The following is a 16,869-nucleotide window of genomic DNA, read 5'->3' on the forward strand; positions in this document are numbered from 1 at the left end:
AGCGCCGGGTCACGGCGCTACGCATTCCTCGTCGGTCACGTCCACGTCGAGGCTGATCTTCGTGATGTCCTTGTCCCAGATGTCGATGACCGCTCCGTCCTCGCCGGCCGCGCTCAGCCGCCGCCCTCGACCCCCGCGTCCGTTGAACGGTCCTGTGTTCACGTCCATCGCCGACTTCCCCCCGACCGTCCGATTCCGTCCCCGACGCGTATCGGCCGCACGGGTCGTCGCGACCGTTCAGGTCGACGAGGTCTTGACAAGCGATATTCGGCGATATATCTTTGAGCTATCGCGACCGGGTCGGTCGCGATCCCAAAACCACTTCGACCGAAAGGAGCGCTCATGCGCCCCCACACCCACGACCACAACGACAGCCATGACAACGAACACGACGACCGTCGCGCCTTCGGCTTCCGTCCCGGCCACCCCCGCAGGGGACCCGGCGGACCCCAGGGCGGCTTCGGCTTCGGTCCCGGATTCGGCGGCTTCGGCCCCGGATTCGGTCCCGGCCGCCCGGGCCGCGGACGCGGACGGGCCCGCCGCGGCGACGTCCGGCTCGCGATCCTGTCCCTCCTCTCCGACGGTCCCTCGAACGGCTACGGCCTGATCAAGAGCATCGCCGACCGCAGCGAGGGCACCTGGCGTCCGAGCCCCGGCTCCGTCTACCCCACGCTGCAGCAGCTCGTCGACGAGGACCTCATCGTCGCCGACGAGTCGGGCTCGAAGAGCGTCTACGCGCTCAGCGAGGCCGGCACCGCCTACGTCGCCGAGAACGCTGAGGCGATCGAAGCGGCCTGGGCCGCCACCACCGACAAGACGGAGGGTGAGGACGCGTTCCAGACCAGCCTCATGAAGCTCATGGGCGTCGTGAAGCCGCTCATGCACGACGCGACCGACGCCCAGCGCACGGCCGCGGCGGAGAAGCTCGACGAGACCCGTCGTGCCCTCTACGCGATCCTCGCCGACTGACCCTCGGCCCCGGCGGTGACCCCGCCGAGCGCTACACATACAGCCGAGCGCGCCACGATCTCGTGGCGCGCTCGGCTGTTCCTGTCGCGCTCGGCGACGTCCGGCCGGGTCAGCGGACGCGGGCCGCCGTGAACTGCATGCGCGGGTTCGCGTAGAACTCCTGCGCCTCCACGAGCTGCAGCTCGCGCTCACCCGAGCGGTACGTCAGGTCGATGAGGTCGAAGATGCTCGACGCCGTGCGCTCGAGAGCGGTCTGCGCCGAGCCCGTCTCGCGGTAGTGGGCCGTGAAGAGCGCAGCCGTCACATCGCCCGAGCCGTTCGCCTTGATCGGCAGCTGCGGCGTCGCCACGAGCCAGGCGCCGTCGTCGTCCACCGCGAGCATCTCGATCGTCTCCGGATCGCGGTCCGGACGCTCGACGCTCGTCACGAGCACGATCGACGGACCCATCGCGCGGGCGAGATCCACGGATTCGAGCGTCGATTCGAGGTCCGCCGGCTCCGTGCCGGTGAGGAACCCGAGCTCGAACTGGTTCGGCGTGATGAGGTCGGCGGCCGGTACCACGCGCTCGCGCAGGAGGATCGGGATCTCAGGAGCGACGAAGCAGCCGGACTTCGCGTTGCCCATGACGGGGTCGCAGGCATAGATCGCCGAGGGGTTCGCCTCCTTCACCCGGCGGACCGCATCCACGATCACGTCGCCGATGCCGACGCCACCCTGGTACCCGGACAGCACGGCGTCGATCTGCGGGAACACGCCCCGGTCCTCGATGCCCGTGATCACGTCGGCGACCTGCTCCGGCGAGATGAGCGGCCCGCGCCACGCGCCGTATCCGGTGTGGTTCGAGAAGTTGACGGTGTAGACCGGCAGCACCTCCACGCCGATGCGCTGGAGGGGGAACACGGCGGCCGAGTTGCCGACGTGCCCGTAGGCGACGGCCGACTGGATCGACAGGATCTTCATGAGTGCGGGTCCTTCATCACGAGGCGAGCGCCGGTGAGCGGTGACTCACGGGCTGAGAAAAACCCTACGCCCTTCCTGAACCACGGCGCTCTCCGCCGCCGTACCGCTTCCACGGTGATCTCGCAGAACCAACGGCGAGAGGGCCGGTCACGCGGAGGCGGGCCGCGCGCTCCAGGCCGGCTTACCGCCGGCGGCGTTGGACGTGATCGACGTTCCCAGGATGAGGAAGCGCGCCTCGTCCGGCGCGATCGGGCAGTGCTCCACACCGCGCGGCACGATGAACATCTCGCCCGGGTCGAGGGTCACGTCGCGGTCCCGCAGCTGGACGACGAGGCGCCCCGACATCACGAGGAACGTCTCGTCCTGGTCGTCGTGGCTGTGCCACAGCGTCGAGCCGGTGCCCTTCGCGACCTTGAGGAGCGTGCCGTTCGCCTCCCCCACGACGCGCTGCGACCAGAATTCGTCGAGGCCGTCGAGCACGGCCGCGAGATCGACCTTCTCGACCCGGGCGTCGTGCAGATCGGAGGGGGTCGGGTCGGTCACGGCGTCCTGCCTTCATCTCGTCGGAACATCCATCGAGCCTCCCCGCCGTTCAGCGACGGGACAAGAGCCAATCGCGCACCACCGGCTCCATCTCAGGACGCGCGGTCGACGCTGCGGCGGACGTGGGAACGGGTCGCAGCGAAAGCGGCACGGTGCACCTCGTCGATCCCCGGGTATTCGGCGTGTCCGGCGGGCTGCACGTCGAGCTCCAGCTCGGCCCCGTCCCCCCGCTCCTCGGCGAGCGCAACAGCGTTCGCGACAGCGAACTGCCCGGGAGGCGGGACGGATCGGTCGCGGAGGGCGCACTCCACGCGCACGGGCACGCGCGCGAACGCGGCCGCGGTCGAGGCGTCGAAGAACCGCAGCACGTCGCGCGCCCCGGGGTGCTCCGCCACGTGGTGTCGAACGCGTTCGCCGCTGCCCTCGCACGGCAGGGCCAAGCGGATGTCGTACTGGCCGAAGCTCGGCACGATCAACGTGGCGCCGACGACGCGGTCGTCCCACGGGAGTGCGAGCGCTCCGATCCCGCCGCCGAAGCTCTCTCCGATCGAGTAGAGCGGGAGGTGCGAGCCCGCGATCGCGTGGAGCGCCGACGCGGCGTGCCACAGGTCGACGGCGCACCGGCCAAGCGCGTAGGCGTCGACCGACTCGATGCCGAAGAGGACGTGGCCGCCCTCGGGCGTCGGGGCGCCGACTCCGGCGTTGAGCGACCCGAGACCGCGAGCCAGGGGGAAGAACGCGACGGCGTCGTCGGGAACGCGCTCGAAGCCGGGTGCCGCGCGTCCCCCGTAGCCGTGGCCGTGCACGATCCCGACGGCCGCCTCGACCCCGCCGACGGTGCCGGCGAACCACCCCCGCAGCCGCAGTCCATCCGCCACGACGTGGTCGACGACCGAGACCTCCCGCCCGCCGATCCGGCCGATCGGCGCCGATAGCGGGTCCGGGTCGACCGCGCGCGCCTCGTCGAACCAGGTCCGCCACCGCTCCTCGAATCCCCTGGGCGGCGGCACAGGCGGCACGGCGAGAAGCGCCGCGAGGTCGTATCCGTAACCGCCGTCGCCGAGTCCGTCGTCCTGGGGCTCACCACCGATGGGGTCGTTCATGGTCGTCCAGCCTCACGGCTCGGGCGGGTCTCGTCAATCGTCCACCAGGGGAACGACGAGGACGCGGGCCCGGCTCGAGAGCCGGACCCGCGTCCTGGAGATGTGTCGTACGAGTGGTGACTAGCGTCCGTCGCTCAGGACGTAGCCCTCTTCGCCGTGCACGACGGTGTCGATACCGGCGACCTCGTCCTCGTTCTTCACGCGGAAGCCCATGGTCTTCTGGATGACCCAGCCGATGGCGAACGCGAGGACGAACGAGTAGATGAGGACCGCGAAGGCCGCGATGGCCTGCACGAGGAGCTGCGACGCGTCGCCGCCCATGAAGAGGCCGGTGCCGCGGGCGAAGAAGCCGAGGTACAGCGTTCCGATGAGGCCACCGACGAGGTGGATGCCCACCACGTCGAGCGAGTCGTCGAAGCCGAGCTTGAACTTCAGGTCGATCGCGAGGGCGCAGACCGCACCGGCGAGGAGGCCGAGGACGACGGCCCAGATCGGGTCGAGCGAGCCACAGGCCGGGGTGATCGCGACGAGACCGGCGACGGCACCAGACGCGGCACCGATCGAGGTCGGCTTGCCGTCCTTGATCTTCTCGACGATCAGCCAGGCGAGGAGCGCAGCGGCGGGAGCGGCGATCGTGTTGACGAACGCGAGCGCCGCGGTGTTGTCCGCCGCGAGCTCGGAGCCCGCGTTGAAGCCGAACCAGCCGAACCACAGGAGGCCGGCGCCGAGGAGCACGAACGGCGGGTTGTGGGGGACGTGCACGCCCTTCTGGAATCCGACGCGACGGCCGAGGACGAGCGCGAGGGCGAGGGCAGCGGCACCGGCGTTGATGTGCACGGCGGTTCCACCGGCGAAGTCGATGACGCCGACGCCGAAGATGTCCTGCAGACCGTGCGTGATCCAGCCGCCGTAGGCGAAGGATCCGTCGTCGGCGAGGCCGAAGTTGAAGACCCAGCTCGCGACGGGGAAGTAGACGAGCGTCGCCCAGACACCGGCGAAGACCATCCACGCACCGAACTTCGCGCGGTCGGCGATGGCACCGGACACGAGGGCGACGGTGATGATCGCGAACGTCGCCTGGAAGGCCACGAAGGCGAGCGGCGGGAACGATGCACCCTCAGGCGTCTCGAGCACGTTGGTGAGGCCGATGGCTCCACCGTCGATCGACCACGGGAAGAGAGTGCCCTCGGCGCCGGGGAACGCGATCGCGTACCCGTACAGCACCCAGAGCACGGCGATGAGGCCCATGGCGCCGAAGCTCATCATCATCATGCTGATGACGCTCTTGGCCTTGACCAGTCCGCCGTAGAAGAACGCCAGGCCCGGTGTCATGAGCAGCACGAGGGCGGCAGCGATCAGAATGAACGCAGTATTTCCTTGATCCATTGAGAAGACCCCTAATTCGCTAACGCGACATCGTGACGCGTGCCTCACATGGTGTCGGACTCATGTTTCGGCCGTTGTCGCGACCGTGTTTCGCGCTCGTTACGAATTCCACAGGCTGTGCCACGGACCCGGCGCGGCGCCGCGACGTGCGGGCTTCGGTCCCCTCTGGGGCGGTTCCGGCGTCGAGAGTCCGCACATCGGCGGGTGGGGAGGGGGCGATCGACGCCGTCAGCGGGGGGTCGTCGCCGAGGGTGCCAGCGATGTAGGTCGGGCCGTCGGCGCCGGTGACCGTGAGTTGGAACTGCTGGGCGAAACCCTCGGGGTCGGCGTCGGCGAGGTCGGGTTCGCGGAGGCGGGCGTCGAGCGTGGCGCCCTGCTGCGCATCGAGCCCGGCCACGAGCAGGTGCGGCCATTGCGGGCCCTCCTCCGTGGCCTGGAGGAGGAACTCCGAGGTCGGGTAGTCGGCCGCGATCGCGATGATCGTCTGCACGGCCTCGACCGTCGTCCGCTTCGCGACATGCACGATCGTGAGGTGCTCGCCGCCGCCGGATCTGTAGGTGCCGCCGTCCGCGAAGAGCTCGGTCTGCGCGATGCGGGCGACGGCATCACCGAGGTCGACGGCCGGGTCGACCATGACGCTCGGCCAGTGGGAGCTCACGAAGAGGCTCGTGCCGAGGCCGAGGTCCTCGACCTCGAGCGCGCCCGCGAGTCGACGCTCGGCCTCGTCCGGATCCGCGGTGAGCACGTCGACGCTCCACGGCTCGACGGGCAGCATGTCGGTCTCCGTCGGGATCCCCTCGCCGACGCGGTTGAGCATGATCCGCCCCTCACGACCCTCGCGCATCGCGGCCGCGTTCACGGCCGCCCCGATGTCGAGGACCTCGGCGTCGGTCGCGTCGGCGGCGATGCGGACGACCAGCTCGGAGGTGTAGTCGTCGACGGAGTCGACGCCCGGCATGTCCACGACCCCGTCGAGCGACTCCAGGATCGTCGTCGCGCCCGCTCCACCGCCATCGCCACCATCACCGGCACTCGTGCACCCCGACAGCAGCAGGAGCAGCACCCCCGCGACCAACCCCGTCGCACCCGGTCGCTTCGCCATCCCCGATGCCCTCATCCCCCGATCCTCCCAGACTCGTGCGGGTCAGCCGTGGGCGAGGAGTTCGAGGCCGATCACGGCGAGGCCGAGGACCGCTTCGGCGAGGAGCACGATGAGGCGTTGGGCGATGGGAAGCCGTACGCGTCGGATCGCGAAGAAGCCCACGGCGACGAGGCTCGCGATGAGGGCGATGGACGCGGCGAGGAGCGCCCCGTCGACCGTCCACGCGTCGAGGCCCGCGAGCGCCAGGAAGATCATCGGGAGGATGAGCACGCCGAGCGCGCTCGCGGTGACGCCGATCATGTGACGGAGTTCCGCCCGGTCGGGCATCCGCTCGTGCACCGCGATGTGGGAGACGAAGTCGGCCACGAAGACGGCGAGGAGCGTGCCGACCACGGCGATCGCGAGCGTCGTCGCGGCCTCGCCCGCGGTGGTCTCGCTCGCGTGGGAGCGCAGCGCGAGCACGATCGCGAGGGCGGTGAACGTGACGTACACCCGCTCCTTGAGCTGTTCGGCGCGGACCTCGCGCTCGTCGTCGGAGAGTTCGGGTCGTGTCCGTTTCGCCATTCCAGCAGCGTACGCCCGCGCCGGAATCCGCTCTTGACACCGTGTGGAGGGCGTCGCTACCGTATCGCTCATACGTAGTAGCACCGCGTGTATCGCGCGGCCTCGCCGGTCATACGTATGAGCACCACCCGGAACACCGGCGGCACATCCAGTCAAGGGAGACAGGAATGTCCAGAACGTCACGCACCGTCGCCGCGGTCGCGGCCCTCGCGCTCGTCGCGAGCGTGAGCGCCTGCTCGTCGAGCGGCACGACCACGAGCGCCCGCACCGATACGATCGTCTACGGCAAGTCAGACGGCGGCACGACCTACGTGCGCAACTACAACGTGCTCGGGCCGGCCACGGAGAAGGCCCCGAACGCCGAGCTCATCTACGAGCCCCTCGCTCGCGTCGACTACAGCGACGGAGCACTCGTGAAGCCGTGGCTCGCGGAGTCCCTCGACTTCGACGACGCCGGCACGACGCTCACGATCAGCCTGCGCGACGACGTGACGTTCTCCGACGGCGACGCCTTCGACGCCGACGACGCGGCCTACTCCCTCTCCCTCCCCCTCGAGAAGCCCGAGCTGAACCTCGCGGGAGTCACCTACACGTCGGTCGAGAAGGTCGACGATCTCACGGTGGCCGTGGGCTTCGACTCCCCCTCCTTCGCCGCGCTCAACCAGTTCGCCTCGAGCTCCCTGCCGATGGTGCCCGAGCACATCTGGGCGGAACAGGACCTCACGACGTGGACGAACCCCGACCCGATCGGCACCGGCCCGTTCACCCTCGACGCGTTCGCGGCCCAGCAGGTCACGCTCAAGGCGCGCGACGACTACTGGGGCGGCGAGATGCCGATGACCTACTTCAAGATCCTCGCGACCAACGGCGAGACGGTGAAGGCTCAGCTGCTCCGCGGCGACGTGGACTGGGCGCCCGCCGGCTGGCCGGGTGCCGAGGAGGAGTTCGTGGCCAAGAACCCGGAGACGAACCTCTACCAGCTCTACGCCACGGGCGGCGCGTACTCGATGATGTACAACACCGCGCAGGCGCCGTTCGACGACGCAGACCTTCGCAAGGCCCTCGCCCTCTCGATCCCGCGCTCCGACATCACCGCCACACTCAACCGCCCCGGTACCGAGGCGGGCCCGACGGGCCTCGTCGACCAGATCTACGAGGACTGGATCGACCCCGAGTACCGCGGCGTCGTGCAGGACGTGGACGAGGACGCCGCGAAGGCGGCGCTCGATGCGAGCGGCTACGAGGTGGTCGACGGTGCTCTCGTGAAGGACGGTCAGACCTACAACCCGCGCCTGTCGTTCAACCAGGACTTCGGCTGGAACGCCTACGCGGACATCATGATCAACAGCTGGAAGAAGGTGCTCGGCATCACCGTCGCACCGGCTGGAGCCCCCGGTGCCACGCTCTACGACCAGCAGAAGACGGGCGAGTTCGACCTCACGATCGCCACGACCGGTGGAGCGGGCGTCTACGGCGTCTACAGCTTCCTCGACAGCCGCTACGTCGAGCCGATCGGCACCTCGGCCGCCACCAACATCGGCCGCTGGAGCGACCCGGAGACGGATGAGATCCTCACGGGCATGACGGAGGCCTCCGACGAGGAGACCATGAAGGCTCTCGCCCTCGACATGCAGAAGATCGTCGTGGACGAGGTGCCGTTCACCCCGCTCTACAACTCCTACTGGTTCGTGGACGTGAACGCGTCGAACTGGACCGGCTGGCCGACGCCCGAGGACTTCACGGCCGTACCGTTCCCGAGCCTCGGCCCGGACACCGTCCTGACGCTGCTCGCGCTCGAGCCCGCATCATGACGACCAGCACGGGAGCGGCGGCGCCGGCCGTCGCCGCTTCCGGTCCTCTCGAGGTGACGCGCCGGAGGAGGAAGCGGAAGAGCGGGCGTTTCCTCCTCCGCCGCCTCGGCTTCTACCTCGTGGCCGCGTGGTCGGCGATCACCCTGAACTTCGTGATCCCTCGCCTCATGCCGGGCGACCCGTCGGCCGCGATCATCGATCAGCTCGAGCGCGTGAGCGGGCAGTCGCTGCCGCCCGCGACACTCGTCTCGATCCAGGGGCTCTTCGGCAACCCGGACGACAACCTGTTCGAGCAGTACATCGCGTACCTCGGCCAGCTGGCCCGCTTCGACCTCGGCGTCTCCATCGTGAACTTCCCGGTGCCCGTCGCGGACCTCGTGGCGACGGGACTCCCCTGGACCCTGCTCCTCGTCGGCACCACGACCATCGTCGCGTTCCTCCTCGGGACGGCGCTCGGTGTGGCCGCGGGATGGCGGGCCGGCACGCGTTTCGACGCTATCGTCACGCCGCTCACGACGTTCCTCTCCTCCGTCCCCTACTTCTGGGTGGCGCTCCTCGCCCTCTGGGCGTTCGGCTTCCTGCTCGGCTGGTTCCCGCTCGCTGGCGGCTACGACCCGAACCTCCCGATCTCGTTCGACCCCGCGTTCATCGCGAGCGTGCTGCAGTACGGCGCCCTCCCCGCGGCGACGATCGTCTTCTCGGCCTTCGGCGGGTGGATGCTCGGCATGCGCAACATGACCGTGACGACGGTGGGAGAGGACTACGTGCTCCTCGCCCAGGCGAAAGGCCTCTCCCCCGCCCGCGTGCGCTGGCGCTACGCCGCCCGCAACGCGATGCTGCCGCAGTTCACGGGCTTCGCGATGGCGCTCGGAGGAGTGGTGGGCGGCGCCCTCCTCACGGAGATCGTCTTCAGCTACCCGGGCATCGGGTACCTCCTCTTCTCCGCGCTGCAGAAGCGCGACTACCCCGTCATGCAGGGCGTGTTCCTGCTCGTCACCTTCACGGTGCTCATCGCGAACCTCATCGCCGACTCCGTCTACGTGTGGCTCGATCCCCGCGTGCGAGAGGAGGGCTGAGGACATGAAGTACAACATCTTCGGCAACGGCAAGGTCACGTTCGGCGTGATCGTGCTCGGCTTCTTCGTGCTGCTCGCGCTGTTCGGGCCCTGGTTCACGAGCACGGTGCTCGGCCTCGATGCCCGCGCCAACGACATCTCGGCGATCTCCGCTCCTCCGAGTGCCGAGCACCCGCTCGGCACCACGCAGTTCGGGCAGGACGTGCTCGCCCAGGTGATCGAGGGCGCTCGCGGGTCGATGTTCGTCGGCTTCCTCGGCGCGATCGTCGGAACGGTCATCTCGGTGCTCGTCGGCGTCCCCGCCGGGTACTTCGGGGGCACCACGGGCAACCTGCTGAACTTCCTCACCAACCTGTTCCTCGTGATGCCGGTGCTGCCGCTCATCTTCGTGCTCGCCGGCTACCTCCAGGGGACCGGGCTCGTGATGATCGCCTTCATCATCGGAGTGTTCGGCTGGGCCGGCGGCGCGCGGACCCTGCGCGCCCAGGCGATGAGCGTGAGCAACCGCGACTTCGTGCAGGTCATGCGCATGCTCGGCGAGTCGAACCGCCGCCTCATCTTCACCGAGGTCATGCCGCACCTCTACGGCTGGATCGCCTCCATGTTCCTCGGCGGTCTCATCGGGGCCGTCATGGCCGAGGCGGGACTCGCCTTCCTCGGCGTCTCCGACTCCTCCGCGATCAGCTGGGGCACGATGATCCAGGCGGCGCAGCAGCAGAGCGCCGTCCTCCGCGGGCTGTGGTGGTGGTTCGTGCCGCCAGGGCTCTGCATCGCGCTCGTCGGCACCGCCGCCGCCCTCATCAACTTCGGCGTGGACGAGCTCGCCAACCCGAAGCTCCGCTCGGCGTCCCGCCGCGTGGCCAAGCGCACGGCCGCCGTGCGCCGCGCCGCCCTCGCACCGGAAGGGGCCTGAGATGACGAACACGGCCGACATGACCGTCACCCGGACCAGACGCGGCGACGAGCCCGTCGCGACACCGTCGGAGATCGTCCTCGACGTCGACGGACTGTCCGTCGAGTACGCGGGCGCCGGCGCCCCCGTCCGGGCGTGCACCGACGTGACGTTCCAACTCCGACGCGGCGAGATCCTCGGCGTCGTGGGCGAGTCCGGTTCGGGCAAGTCCACGCTCATCACAGCGCTCACCCGCCTGCAGCGGCCCCCGGCCGTGACCACGAGCGGTCGCGTCGTGTTCCACCCGCAGTCGGGAGAGCCGGGCATCGACCTCGTGCAGCTGAAGCCGCGCGCGCTGCGGGCGCTCCGCTGGACGAGCCTCTCGATCGTGCTGCAGAGCGCGATGGACGCCCTCAATCCCGTGATGCGGCTGGGCGCGCAGTTCGTCGACGTGCTGCGTGTGCACGACCGCTCGATGAGTAGAGCCGCCGCGTGGGAGGAGGCGAGGCGCCTGCTCGGCCTCGTCGGCATCTCCGCCGACCGCGCGCGCAGCTACCCCCACGAGCTCTCGGGCGGCATGCGCCAGCGTGCCACGATCGCCCTCGCGCTCGCGTGCCGGCCGGAACTCGTCGTGATGGACGAGCCGACCACCGCCGTCGACGTCGTGATGCAGCGGCAGATCCTCGCCCAGGTGCTGCGGCTCCGGCGCGAATTCGGCTTCGCCGTCGTCTTCGTGACCCACGACCTCTCGCTCCTGCTCGAGCTCGCCGACCGGATCGCCGTCATGTACGCGGGCCGGATCGTGGAGCTCGCCTCCGCAGGGGACCTCTACCGCACGCCGATGCACCCGTACACGCGGGGACTGCGCGACTCGTTCCCCCCGCTGCACGCGCCCGTCGAACGGCTCGAGGGAATCCCCGGCACGCCGCCCGACCTGCGCGCGCTCCCCGCCGGGTGCCCCTTCGCGCCGCGCTGCCCCGCGGTGATGGACCGCTGCCGCGAGGAGCTCCCGCTCCTCGTCTCGCACGACGGCAGCGGGCCGGAGCAGGGCGGCCGATCGGTCGCCTGCCATCTCCACGACGAGGAGGTCGTCCGATGACCGAACCGGTACTCGAAGCCGTCGACGTGGCGAAGCACTTCGCCGTCGCCAATTCCGTCGGAGACTCCTCCGTGGTGCGTGCCGTGGAGGGGGCCAGCATCCGCCTGGAACCCGGCCGCATCACCGCCGTCGTCGGCGAGAGCGGCAGCGGGAAGACGACGCTCGCGCGCATCCTCGCCCGCTTCTACGAGCCCACCTCCGGCGAGATCCGCCTCGACGGCGTGCCCGTCGCCGGGGACGGCATCCGGAAGAAGGCCGTGCAGAAGTCGTACCGGAAGGCGGTGCAGCTGATCTTCCAGGACCCCTTCGGGTCCCTCAACCCGCTGCACCGCGTTCGGCACAACCTCGAGCGCGCCGTGCGCCTGCACCACGGCCGGCTCAGCCGCACCGAGGTCGACCAGCGCCTCGCGAGCCTCCTCGAGCGCGTGAGCCTCACGCCCGCGAGCGACTACCTCGACAAGTTCCCGCACGAGCTCTCGGGCGGGCAGCGCCAGCGCGTCGTCATCGCGCGGGCCCTCGCGGTCGAGCCGCGTGTGCTGCTCGGCGACGAGCCGATCTCGATGCTCGACGTGTCCATTCGGCTCGAGATGCTCAACCTGCTCGACAAGCTGCGCCGCGAGGACGGGCTCGCCCTCCTTTACATCACGCACGACATCGCGAGCGCGCGCTACCTGTGCGACGACATCGTCGTGATGTACGCGGGACAGATGGTGGAGGCCGGCCCGAAGGACGCGGTCATCTCGAACCCGCAGCACCCGTACACGAAGCTGCTCGTCGAGTCCTCCCCCGATCCGCACCGCGACACCGCGGCGGACCGCGACGACATCTTCGGGTCGGCCGACGAGCTCGGAGAACCGCCGAGCCTCATCGACCCGCCGACGGGCTGCCGGTTCCATCCGCGCTGCCCCTTCGCGATGGAGAAGTGCCGAACGACGGCCCCGCCGCGCGCGCAGCTGCCGGACGGCCGGTGGGCCGACTGCTGGCTGCACGAGGAGGGCAGGGCCGACGAGCTCGCCCACACCACGATGACGGAACGCATCACCCGGAAACTGACGGAGGACCCCCGATGACCCGCACCAACGGTCCGACCCGCACCAACGGTCCGACCAACACCAACGGGCGCCAGCGCGCGGCCAGGCAATCGGACGTCGCGGCCCTCGCCGGGGTCTCCCAGTCGGCGGTCTCCCGAGTGATCAGCGGCGACGCCGACTCGCGGATCCCCGAGGAGACGCGCAAGCGCATCCTCGACGCCATCGCGACGCTCGGCTACGTGCCGAACCCGATCGCCCGGAACCTCCGCGGCAAGCGCACCCAGCTGCTGGGCGTGCACACCTTCGAGGCCCTCTTCCCGAACGCCCGCGAGAGCTTCTACTTCGAGTTCCTGCTCGGCATCGAGGAACGCGCGGAGGAGACCCGGCACGACCTCGTGCTGTTCAGCTCGACCGGCGACGGAGCGGGCGCTCGCAAGATCTACCGCGACGAGACCAACCGGCTCACGATCGCCGACGGCAGCGTGCTGCTCGGCATGTCACCCGACCGCGACGAGCTCGCGCGGCTGTGGCACGAGGGCTACCCCTTCGTGCACATCGGTCGACGCGAGGTGCTCGGTGCCCCGTTCCCGTGCATCATCCCCGACTACCGCCGGGCCTCCGCCGAGATCGTGCGCCGGCTGCACGACCACGGCCACCGCTCCTTCGCCTTCGTCCGCGAGTCGATCGAGGGCGAGCCGTACGAGGATCGCCGCGACGGCTATCGCGCAGCGGTGACGGAGCTCGGCATCCGCGACTCCTCCCCCGGGTTCCTGTACGACGAGAGCGGACTATCCGACGCCGTCATCGAGAGCTTCGTCGACGGTTCGGTCACCGCAGCGGTCGTCGAGAGCGAGCGGATCGCCGAGACCCTGCGTGCGGAACTCTCCGCCCGTGGACTCTCGATCCCGGGGGACGTCTCCGTCGCCGTGCTCGAGGACACCTCGGGCGCCGGCGTGCGCTGGGACGACCTGCGCATCCCGCGCAAGGAGATCGGACGGATCGCCGTCGAGCGCCTCATCGAGATGGTCGAGGACCCGGACGCCCCGCGCGAGAGCGTGCTCGTCGCGTGCACCGTCATGGCGGGCGAGACGATCGGGGCCGCCAGGAGCACCGTTCCGGGCGGCACGGCGACGGGCGCACACGACGGGAGCGCCCGATGACGCGCCCTACCCCCGATCTGCTCGTGATCGGCGGCGGCATCGGCGGGGTCGCCGCGGCCCTCACCGCTGTGCGCCTCGGCCGTCGCGTGGTCCTCACGGAGCAGACCGACTGGCTCGGCGGGCAGCTCACGAGCCAGGCCGTGCCGCCCGACGAGAACGCGTGGATCGAGGGGCCGGCGACCGGTCCCGGCTACACCGAGTTCCGTCGCCGCGTGCGCGACTACTACCGCCGCAACTACCCGCTCACGGCCGCCGCGGCCGCCGAACGGGACATCAATCCGGGGCTCGGCGTCGTGAGCCGGCTGTGCCACGAACCGCGCGTGGCGCTCGCCGTGATCGAGGAGATGCTCGCGCCGTGGATCGCGTCCGGCCGGCTCGAGGTGCTCCTCGAGCACCGTCCTGTGGCCGTGGAGATGCGCGGCGACGAGGTGGCCTCGGTCACCGTCCGCCGCCCCGACGGGGCCGAGCGTGAGCTCTCCGCGCCGATCGTGGTCGACGCGACCGAGCTCGGCGACCTGCTCGCCCTCGGCGACGTGGAGCACGTGATCGGCGCGGAGGGTCGCGACGACACGGGCGAGCTGCACGCACCCGAGACGGCGAACCCGCTCGACCAGCAGGCGATCTCGTGGTGCTTCGCGCTCGAGCACCGGCCGGGTGAGGACCACGTGGGTGACCGCCCCGAACGCTACGAGCACTGGCTCACCCACGTCGCTCCGTTCTGGCCAGGGCCGCAGCTGTCGTGGACCGACGTCGACCCGATCAGCCTGCGCGTGCACACCCGTCCGCTCTTCCAACTGCAGCCCACGCGCGAGGTGCCCTTCGACCTCTGGAGATTCCGCCGCATCCTCGCGGCCGAGAACTTCCGCGAGGGCACGATCGACTCCGACGTGACGATCGTCAACTGGCCCCAGATCGACTACTGGGAGGCACCCATCCTCGGCGTCGATGAGGAGTCGGCCGCACGCGCGCTGACGGCGAGCCGTGAGCTGTCCGCGTCCTTCCTGTATTGGATGCAGACCGAGGCGCCGCGCGAGGACGGGGGCACCGGCTACCGCGGGCTCCGCCTCCGCGGCGACGTGACGGGCACGGACGACGGCTACGCGAAGGCTCCGTACATCCGCGAGGCCCGCCGCGCCCTCACCGAGTTCCGCGTGCTCGAGCAGCACGTGGGCGTGGAGGCGCGCGGCGCCGGCGTGGGGAGCGAGATCTTCGACGACAGCGTGGGGATCGGCCACTACCGGATCGACCTGCACCCGAGCACCTCGGGGCGCACATACGTGGACATCGAGGCGTACCCGTTCCAGATCCCGCTCGGCGCGCTCCTGCCGGTGCGGGTCGACAACCTGCTGCCCGCGGCGAAGAACATCGGCTCGACGCACATCACCAACGGCTGCTACCGCCTGCACCCCGTGGAGTGGGCGATCGGGGAGGCCGTCGGCGCGCTCGCGTCCTTCGCCCTCGATCATGGCGTCCCGCCCCGCGCGGTCCGCGCGGAGCCGGCGCTGCTCGACGACTACAGACGTCTCCTCACCGATCGCCTCGGCGTCACGCTGCAGTGGTCGGAGGAGGTGCGCACGCATCACTGGAAGCCCGAACCGGTGGATGCCGAAGACGTCCCGGTCCGCTGAGGCCGGGGCTCGTCCGGCGCAACGAGGCGCCGGACGGACGAGAGGGAAAACAATGTTCAGACCACATCGATCACGTCGGACGGCGCTCGCGCTGACCGGCCTCGTCGCCGCGGCGCTCGCACTGGGGGCGATCCCCGCCACAGCGACGGCCGCCCCCACGGGGAGCGCTCCGGCCCTGCAGGTGGACGGCAACTGGATCCGCGACGCGAACGGCAACGGCGTCACGCTCCAGGGCGTCTCCGTGCTCGCCCCCGAGCAGAACGACCTGTGCGAGTACTGCAACTCCAAACCCACGTCGGAGCTCATCGACCTGGCCGCCGACACCGCTGCGGGCTGGAACTCCGACGTCGTGCGCCTGCCCGTCACCGAGATCAGCTCCACCACCGACCTCGCCGCCTACGACGCCCAGTACATCGCGCCGTACGTGGACCAGGCCGTCGACCTCGGCATCTACCTGATCATCGACCTGCACCTCGTGCGCGACTACGGAGACGCGGCCGGCGCCGTGCCCCAGTCGATGGTGAAGCGGTTCTGGGACTACATCGCCCCCATCTACGGCGGCACGTCGAACGTGATCTTCGAAGTCTTCAACGAGCCGATCAACCCGGCGAACTGGAACACCTGGAAGGACTACATCCAGCCCGTCGTGGACTCCATCCGCACGACGGCTCCCGACACGCTGCTCCTGATGGGGTCGCCGCAGTGGAGCACGATGCTGAACGGCGCTCTCGCGAACCCCGTCGAGGACGACAACCTCGCGTACGTCTACCACATCTACCCCAACCAGGGCTCGCCGACCGAGGCGCTGCTCGACTCGAAGTTCGGGAACGCCGCCGACCAGATCCCCGTGGTGATCACGGAGTTCGGGTGGAACCCTCCCGGCGAGTTCTCCGACGTGATCACGAACGGCACCACGTCGAACTGGGGCGTCCCGTTCCGCGAGTACGTGGACGCGCACCCGTGGATCGGGTGGCAGGCGTGGATCCTCGACAACTTCTGGAAGCCGCAGATGTTCGACTACGACTGGAACCTGATGGGCGGCGAATATCAGGGACAGTTCATCAAGTCGTGGCTCGCGGGCGAGCCGAACGTGTCTCCGTGCGAGACGCACGACGCCGTCGGTGCGAGCGTGCAGGTGTCCTCCGTGTACCAGTCCTTTACGGGCGACAACCTGACGGACGGCGACTGCACGAACGCTGGACGGTGGATCTCGGCGGTGGGCGACACGACGCCGACGGCGACCGTGACGCTCGCCTCCGCGCAGGACGTCTCCTCCGTCGGCGTGTACAGCGGGTACAGCGGAGGGACGGGCGTCGTGCTCGTGGACTTCACGATCGAGGTCCACACCTCGGCCGGCTGGCAGCAGGTGGCCGCGATCACGGGCAACACGCAGGCCGCCCGTGATGTGACGGTGGGCGTGAGCGGGGTGGACCAGATCCGCCTCGTGGTCACGAACCCGTCCGCCTCCACGACGGAGGCGAAGATCGCGCGCGTCTACGAGCTGGCCGTGCGCGGCTGACGCCCTCCATCGGAGGGCCGGCGGC

Annotated in this window: 16 protein-coding genes; 9 read left to right on the plus strand and 7 right to left on the minus strand. The window is 69.9% G+C overall.

Annotated elements, in window-relative coordinates:
* Positions 1–9: 9 nt before the first annotated feature.
* On the minus strand, positions 10–168 hold the full coding sequence (locus CLV49_RS18295) for a hypothetical protein (RefSeq protein WP_158261914.1): 159 nt from the start codon (positions 166–168) through the stop codon (positions 10–12).
* A gap of 174 nt (positions 169–342) precedes the next feature.
* On the opposite strand from CLV49_RS18295, the gene CLV49_RS06140 reads away from it, so the two are divergent.
* Positions 343–969 carry a PadR family transcriptional regulator gene (locus CLV49_RS06140; protein ID WP_106562748.1) on the plus strand — a complete coding sequence of 209 codons (627 nt, stop codon included), beginning with the start codon at positions 343–345 and terminating at the stop codon, positions 967–969.
* 109 nt (positions 970–1,078) lie between these two features.
* Here CLV49_RS06140 and pdxY read toward each other — a convergent pair whose 3' ends face one another.
* The 6 genes from pdxY to CLV49_RS06170 all read right to left on the minus strand — a co-directional run bounded on the left by pdxY (position 1,079) and on the right by CLV49_RS06170 (position 6,628).
* Positions 1,079–1,930 carry a pyridoxal kinase PdxY gene (pdxY, locus tag CLV49_RS06145; protein WP_106562749.1) on the minus strand — a complete coding sequence of 284 codons (852 nt, stop codon included), beginning with the start codon at positions 1,928–1,930 and terminating at the stop codon, positions 1,079–1,081.
* Between the two features lie 147 nt (positions 1,931–2,077).
* Positions 2,078–2,473, minus strand: a complete 396-nt coding sequence (locus CLV49_RS06150; protein WP_208019820.1) for a cupin domain-containing protein — start codon at positions 2,471–2,473, stop codon at positions 2,078–2,080.
* Positions 2,474–2,565: 92 nt separating this feature from the next.
* Positions 2,566–3,576: an acetylxylan esterase gene (locus tag CLV49_RS06155; protein WP_106562750.1), complete on the minus strand. Its 1,011-nt coding sequence runs from the start codon at positions 3,574–3,576 to the stop codon at positions 2,566–2,568.
* Between the two features lie 120 nt (positions 3,577–3,696).
* Entirely contained in the window at positions 3,697–4,962 is a 1,266-nt protein-coding gene (locus tag CLV49_RS06160) for an ammonium transporter (protein ID WP_106562751.1), read from the minus strand.
* 19 nt (positions 4,963–4,981) lie between these two features.
* Positions 4,982–6,079 carry a hypothetical protein gene (locus tag CLV49_RS06165; RefSeq protein ID WP_127054435.1) on the minus strand — a complete coding sequence of 366 codons (1,098 nt, stop codon included), beginning with the start codon at positions 6,077–6,079 and terminating at the stop codon, positions 4,982–4,984.
* Positions 6,080–6,106: 27 nt separating this feature from the next.
* A complete protein-coding gene (locus CLV49_RS06170) occupies positions 6,107–6,628 on the minus strand; it encodes a hypothetical protein (RefSeq protein ID WP_243696667.1) in 522 nt (173 codons plus the stop codon).
* 167 nt (positions 6,629–6,795) lie between these two features.
* Between CLV49_RS06170 and CLV49_RS06175 the strand changes: the two genes are divergently transcribed.
* The 8 genes from CLV49_RS06175 to CLV49_RS06210 are packed head-to-tail and all read left to right on the plus strand — an operon-like array spanning position 6,796 to position 16,844.
* Complete coding sequence (locus tag CLV49_RS06175) at positions 6,796–8,439, plus strand: ABC transporter substrate-binding protein (RefSeq protein ID WP_106562753.1); 1,644 nt, start codon at positions 6,796–6,798, stop codon at positions 8,437–8,439.
* Positions 8,436–9,515 (plus strand): ABC transporter permease, encoded by a 1,080-nt coding sequence (locus CLV49_RS06180; RefSeq protein WP_106562754.1) that lies wholly within the window; start codon positions 8,436–8,438, stop codon positions 9,513–9,515. The genes CLV49_RS06175 and CLV49_RS06180 overlap by 4 nt, the downstream gene beginning before the upstream one ends.
* 4 nt (positions 9,516–9,519) lie before the next feature.
* Entirely contained in the window at positions 9,520–10,428 is a 909-nt protein-coding gene (locus tag CLV49_RS06185; protein ID WP_106562755.1) for an ABC transporter permease, read from the plus strand.
* 1 nt (position 10,429) lies between these two features.
* Positions 10,430–11,506: an ABC transporter ATP-binding protein gene (locus CLV49_RS06190; RefSeq protein WP_243696666.1), complete on the plus strand. Its 1,077-nt coding sequence runs from the start codon at positions 10,430–10,432 to the stop codon at positions 11,504–11,506.
* Complete coding sequence (locus CLV49_RS06195; RefSeq protein ID WP_106562756.1) at positions 11,503–12,576, plus strand: ABC transporter ATP-binding protein; 1,074 nt, start codon at positions 11,503–11,505, stop codon at positions 12,574–12,576. The genes CLV49_RS06190 and CLV49_RS06195 overlap by 4 nt, the downstream gene beginning before the upstream one ends.
* Positions 12,573–13,697 carry a LacI family DNA-binding transcriptional regulator gene (locus tag CLV49_RS06200; RefSeq protein ID WP_106562757.1) on the plus strand — a complete coding sequence of 375 codons (1,125 nt, stop codon included), beginning with the start codon at positions 12,573–12,575 and terminating at the stop codon, positions 13,695–13,697. Before CLV49_RS06195 ends, CLV49_RS06200 begins: the two co-directional genes overlap by 4 nt.
* On the plus strand, positions 13,694–15,325 hold the full coding sequence (locus CLV49_RS06205) for an FAD-dependent oxidoreductase (protein WP_106562758.1): 1,632 nt from the start codon (positions 13,694–13,696) through the stop codon (positions 15,323–15,325). The genes CLV49_RS06200 and CLV49_RS06205 overlap by 4 nt, the downstream gene beginning before the upstream one ends.
* A gap of 52 nt (positions 15,326–15,377) precedes the next feature.
* A complete protein-coding gene (locus tag CLV49_RS06210) occupies positions 15,378–16,844 on the plus strand; it encodes a glycoside hydrolase family 5 protein (RefSeq protein WP_158261915.1) in 1,467 nt (488 codons plus the stop codon).
* Positions 16,845–16,869 lie beyond the last annotated feature (25 nt).

This window comes from Labedella gwakjiensis (genome assembly GCF_003014675.1).
Taxonomy (GTDB): Bacteria; Actinomycetota; Actinomycetes; order Actinomycetales; family Microbacteriaceae; genus Labedella; species Labedella gwakjiensis.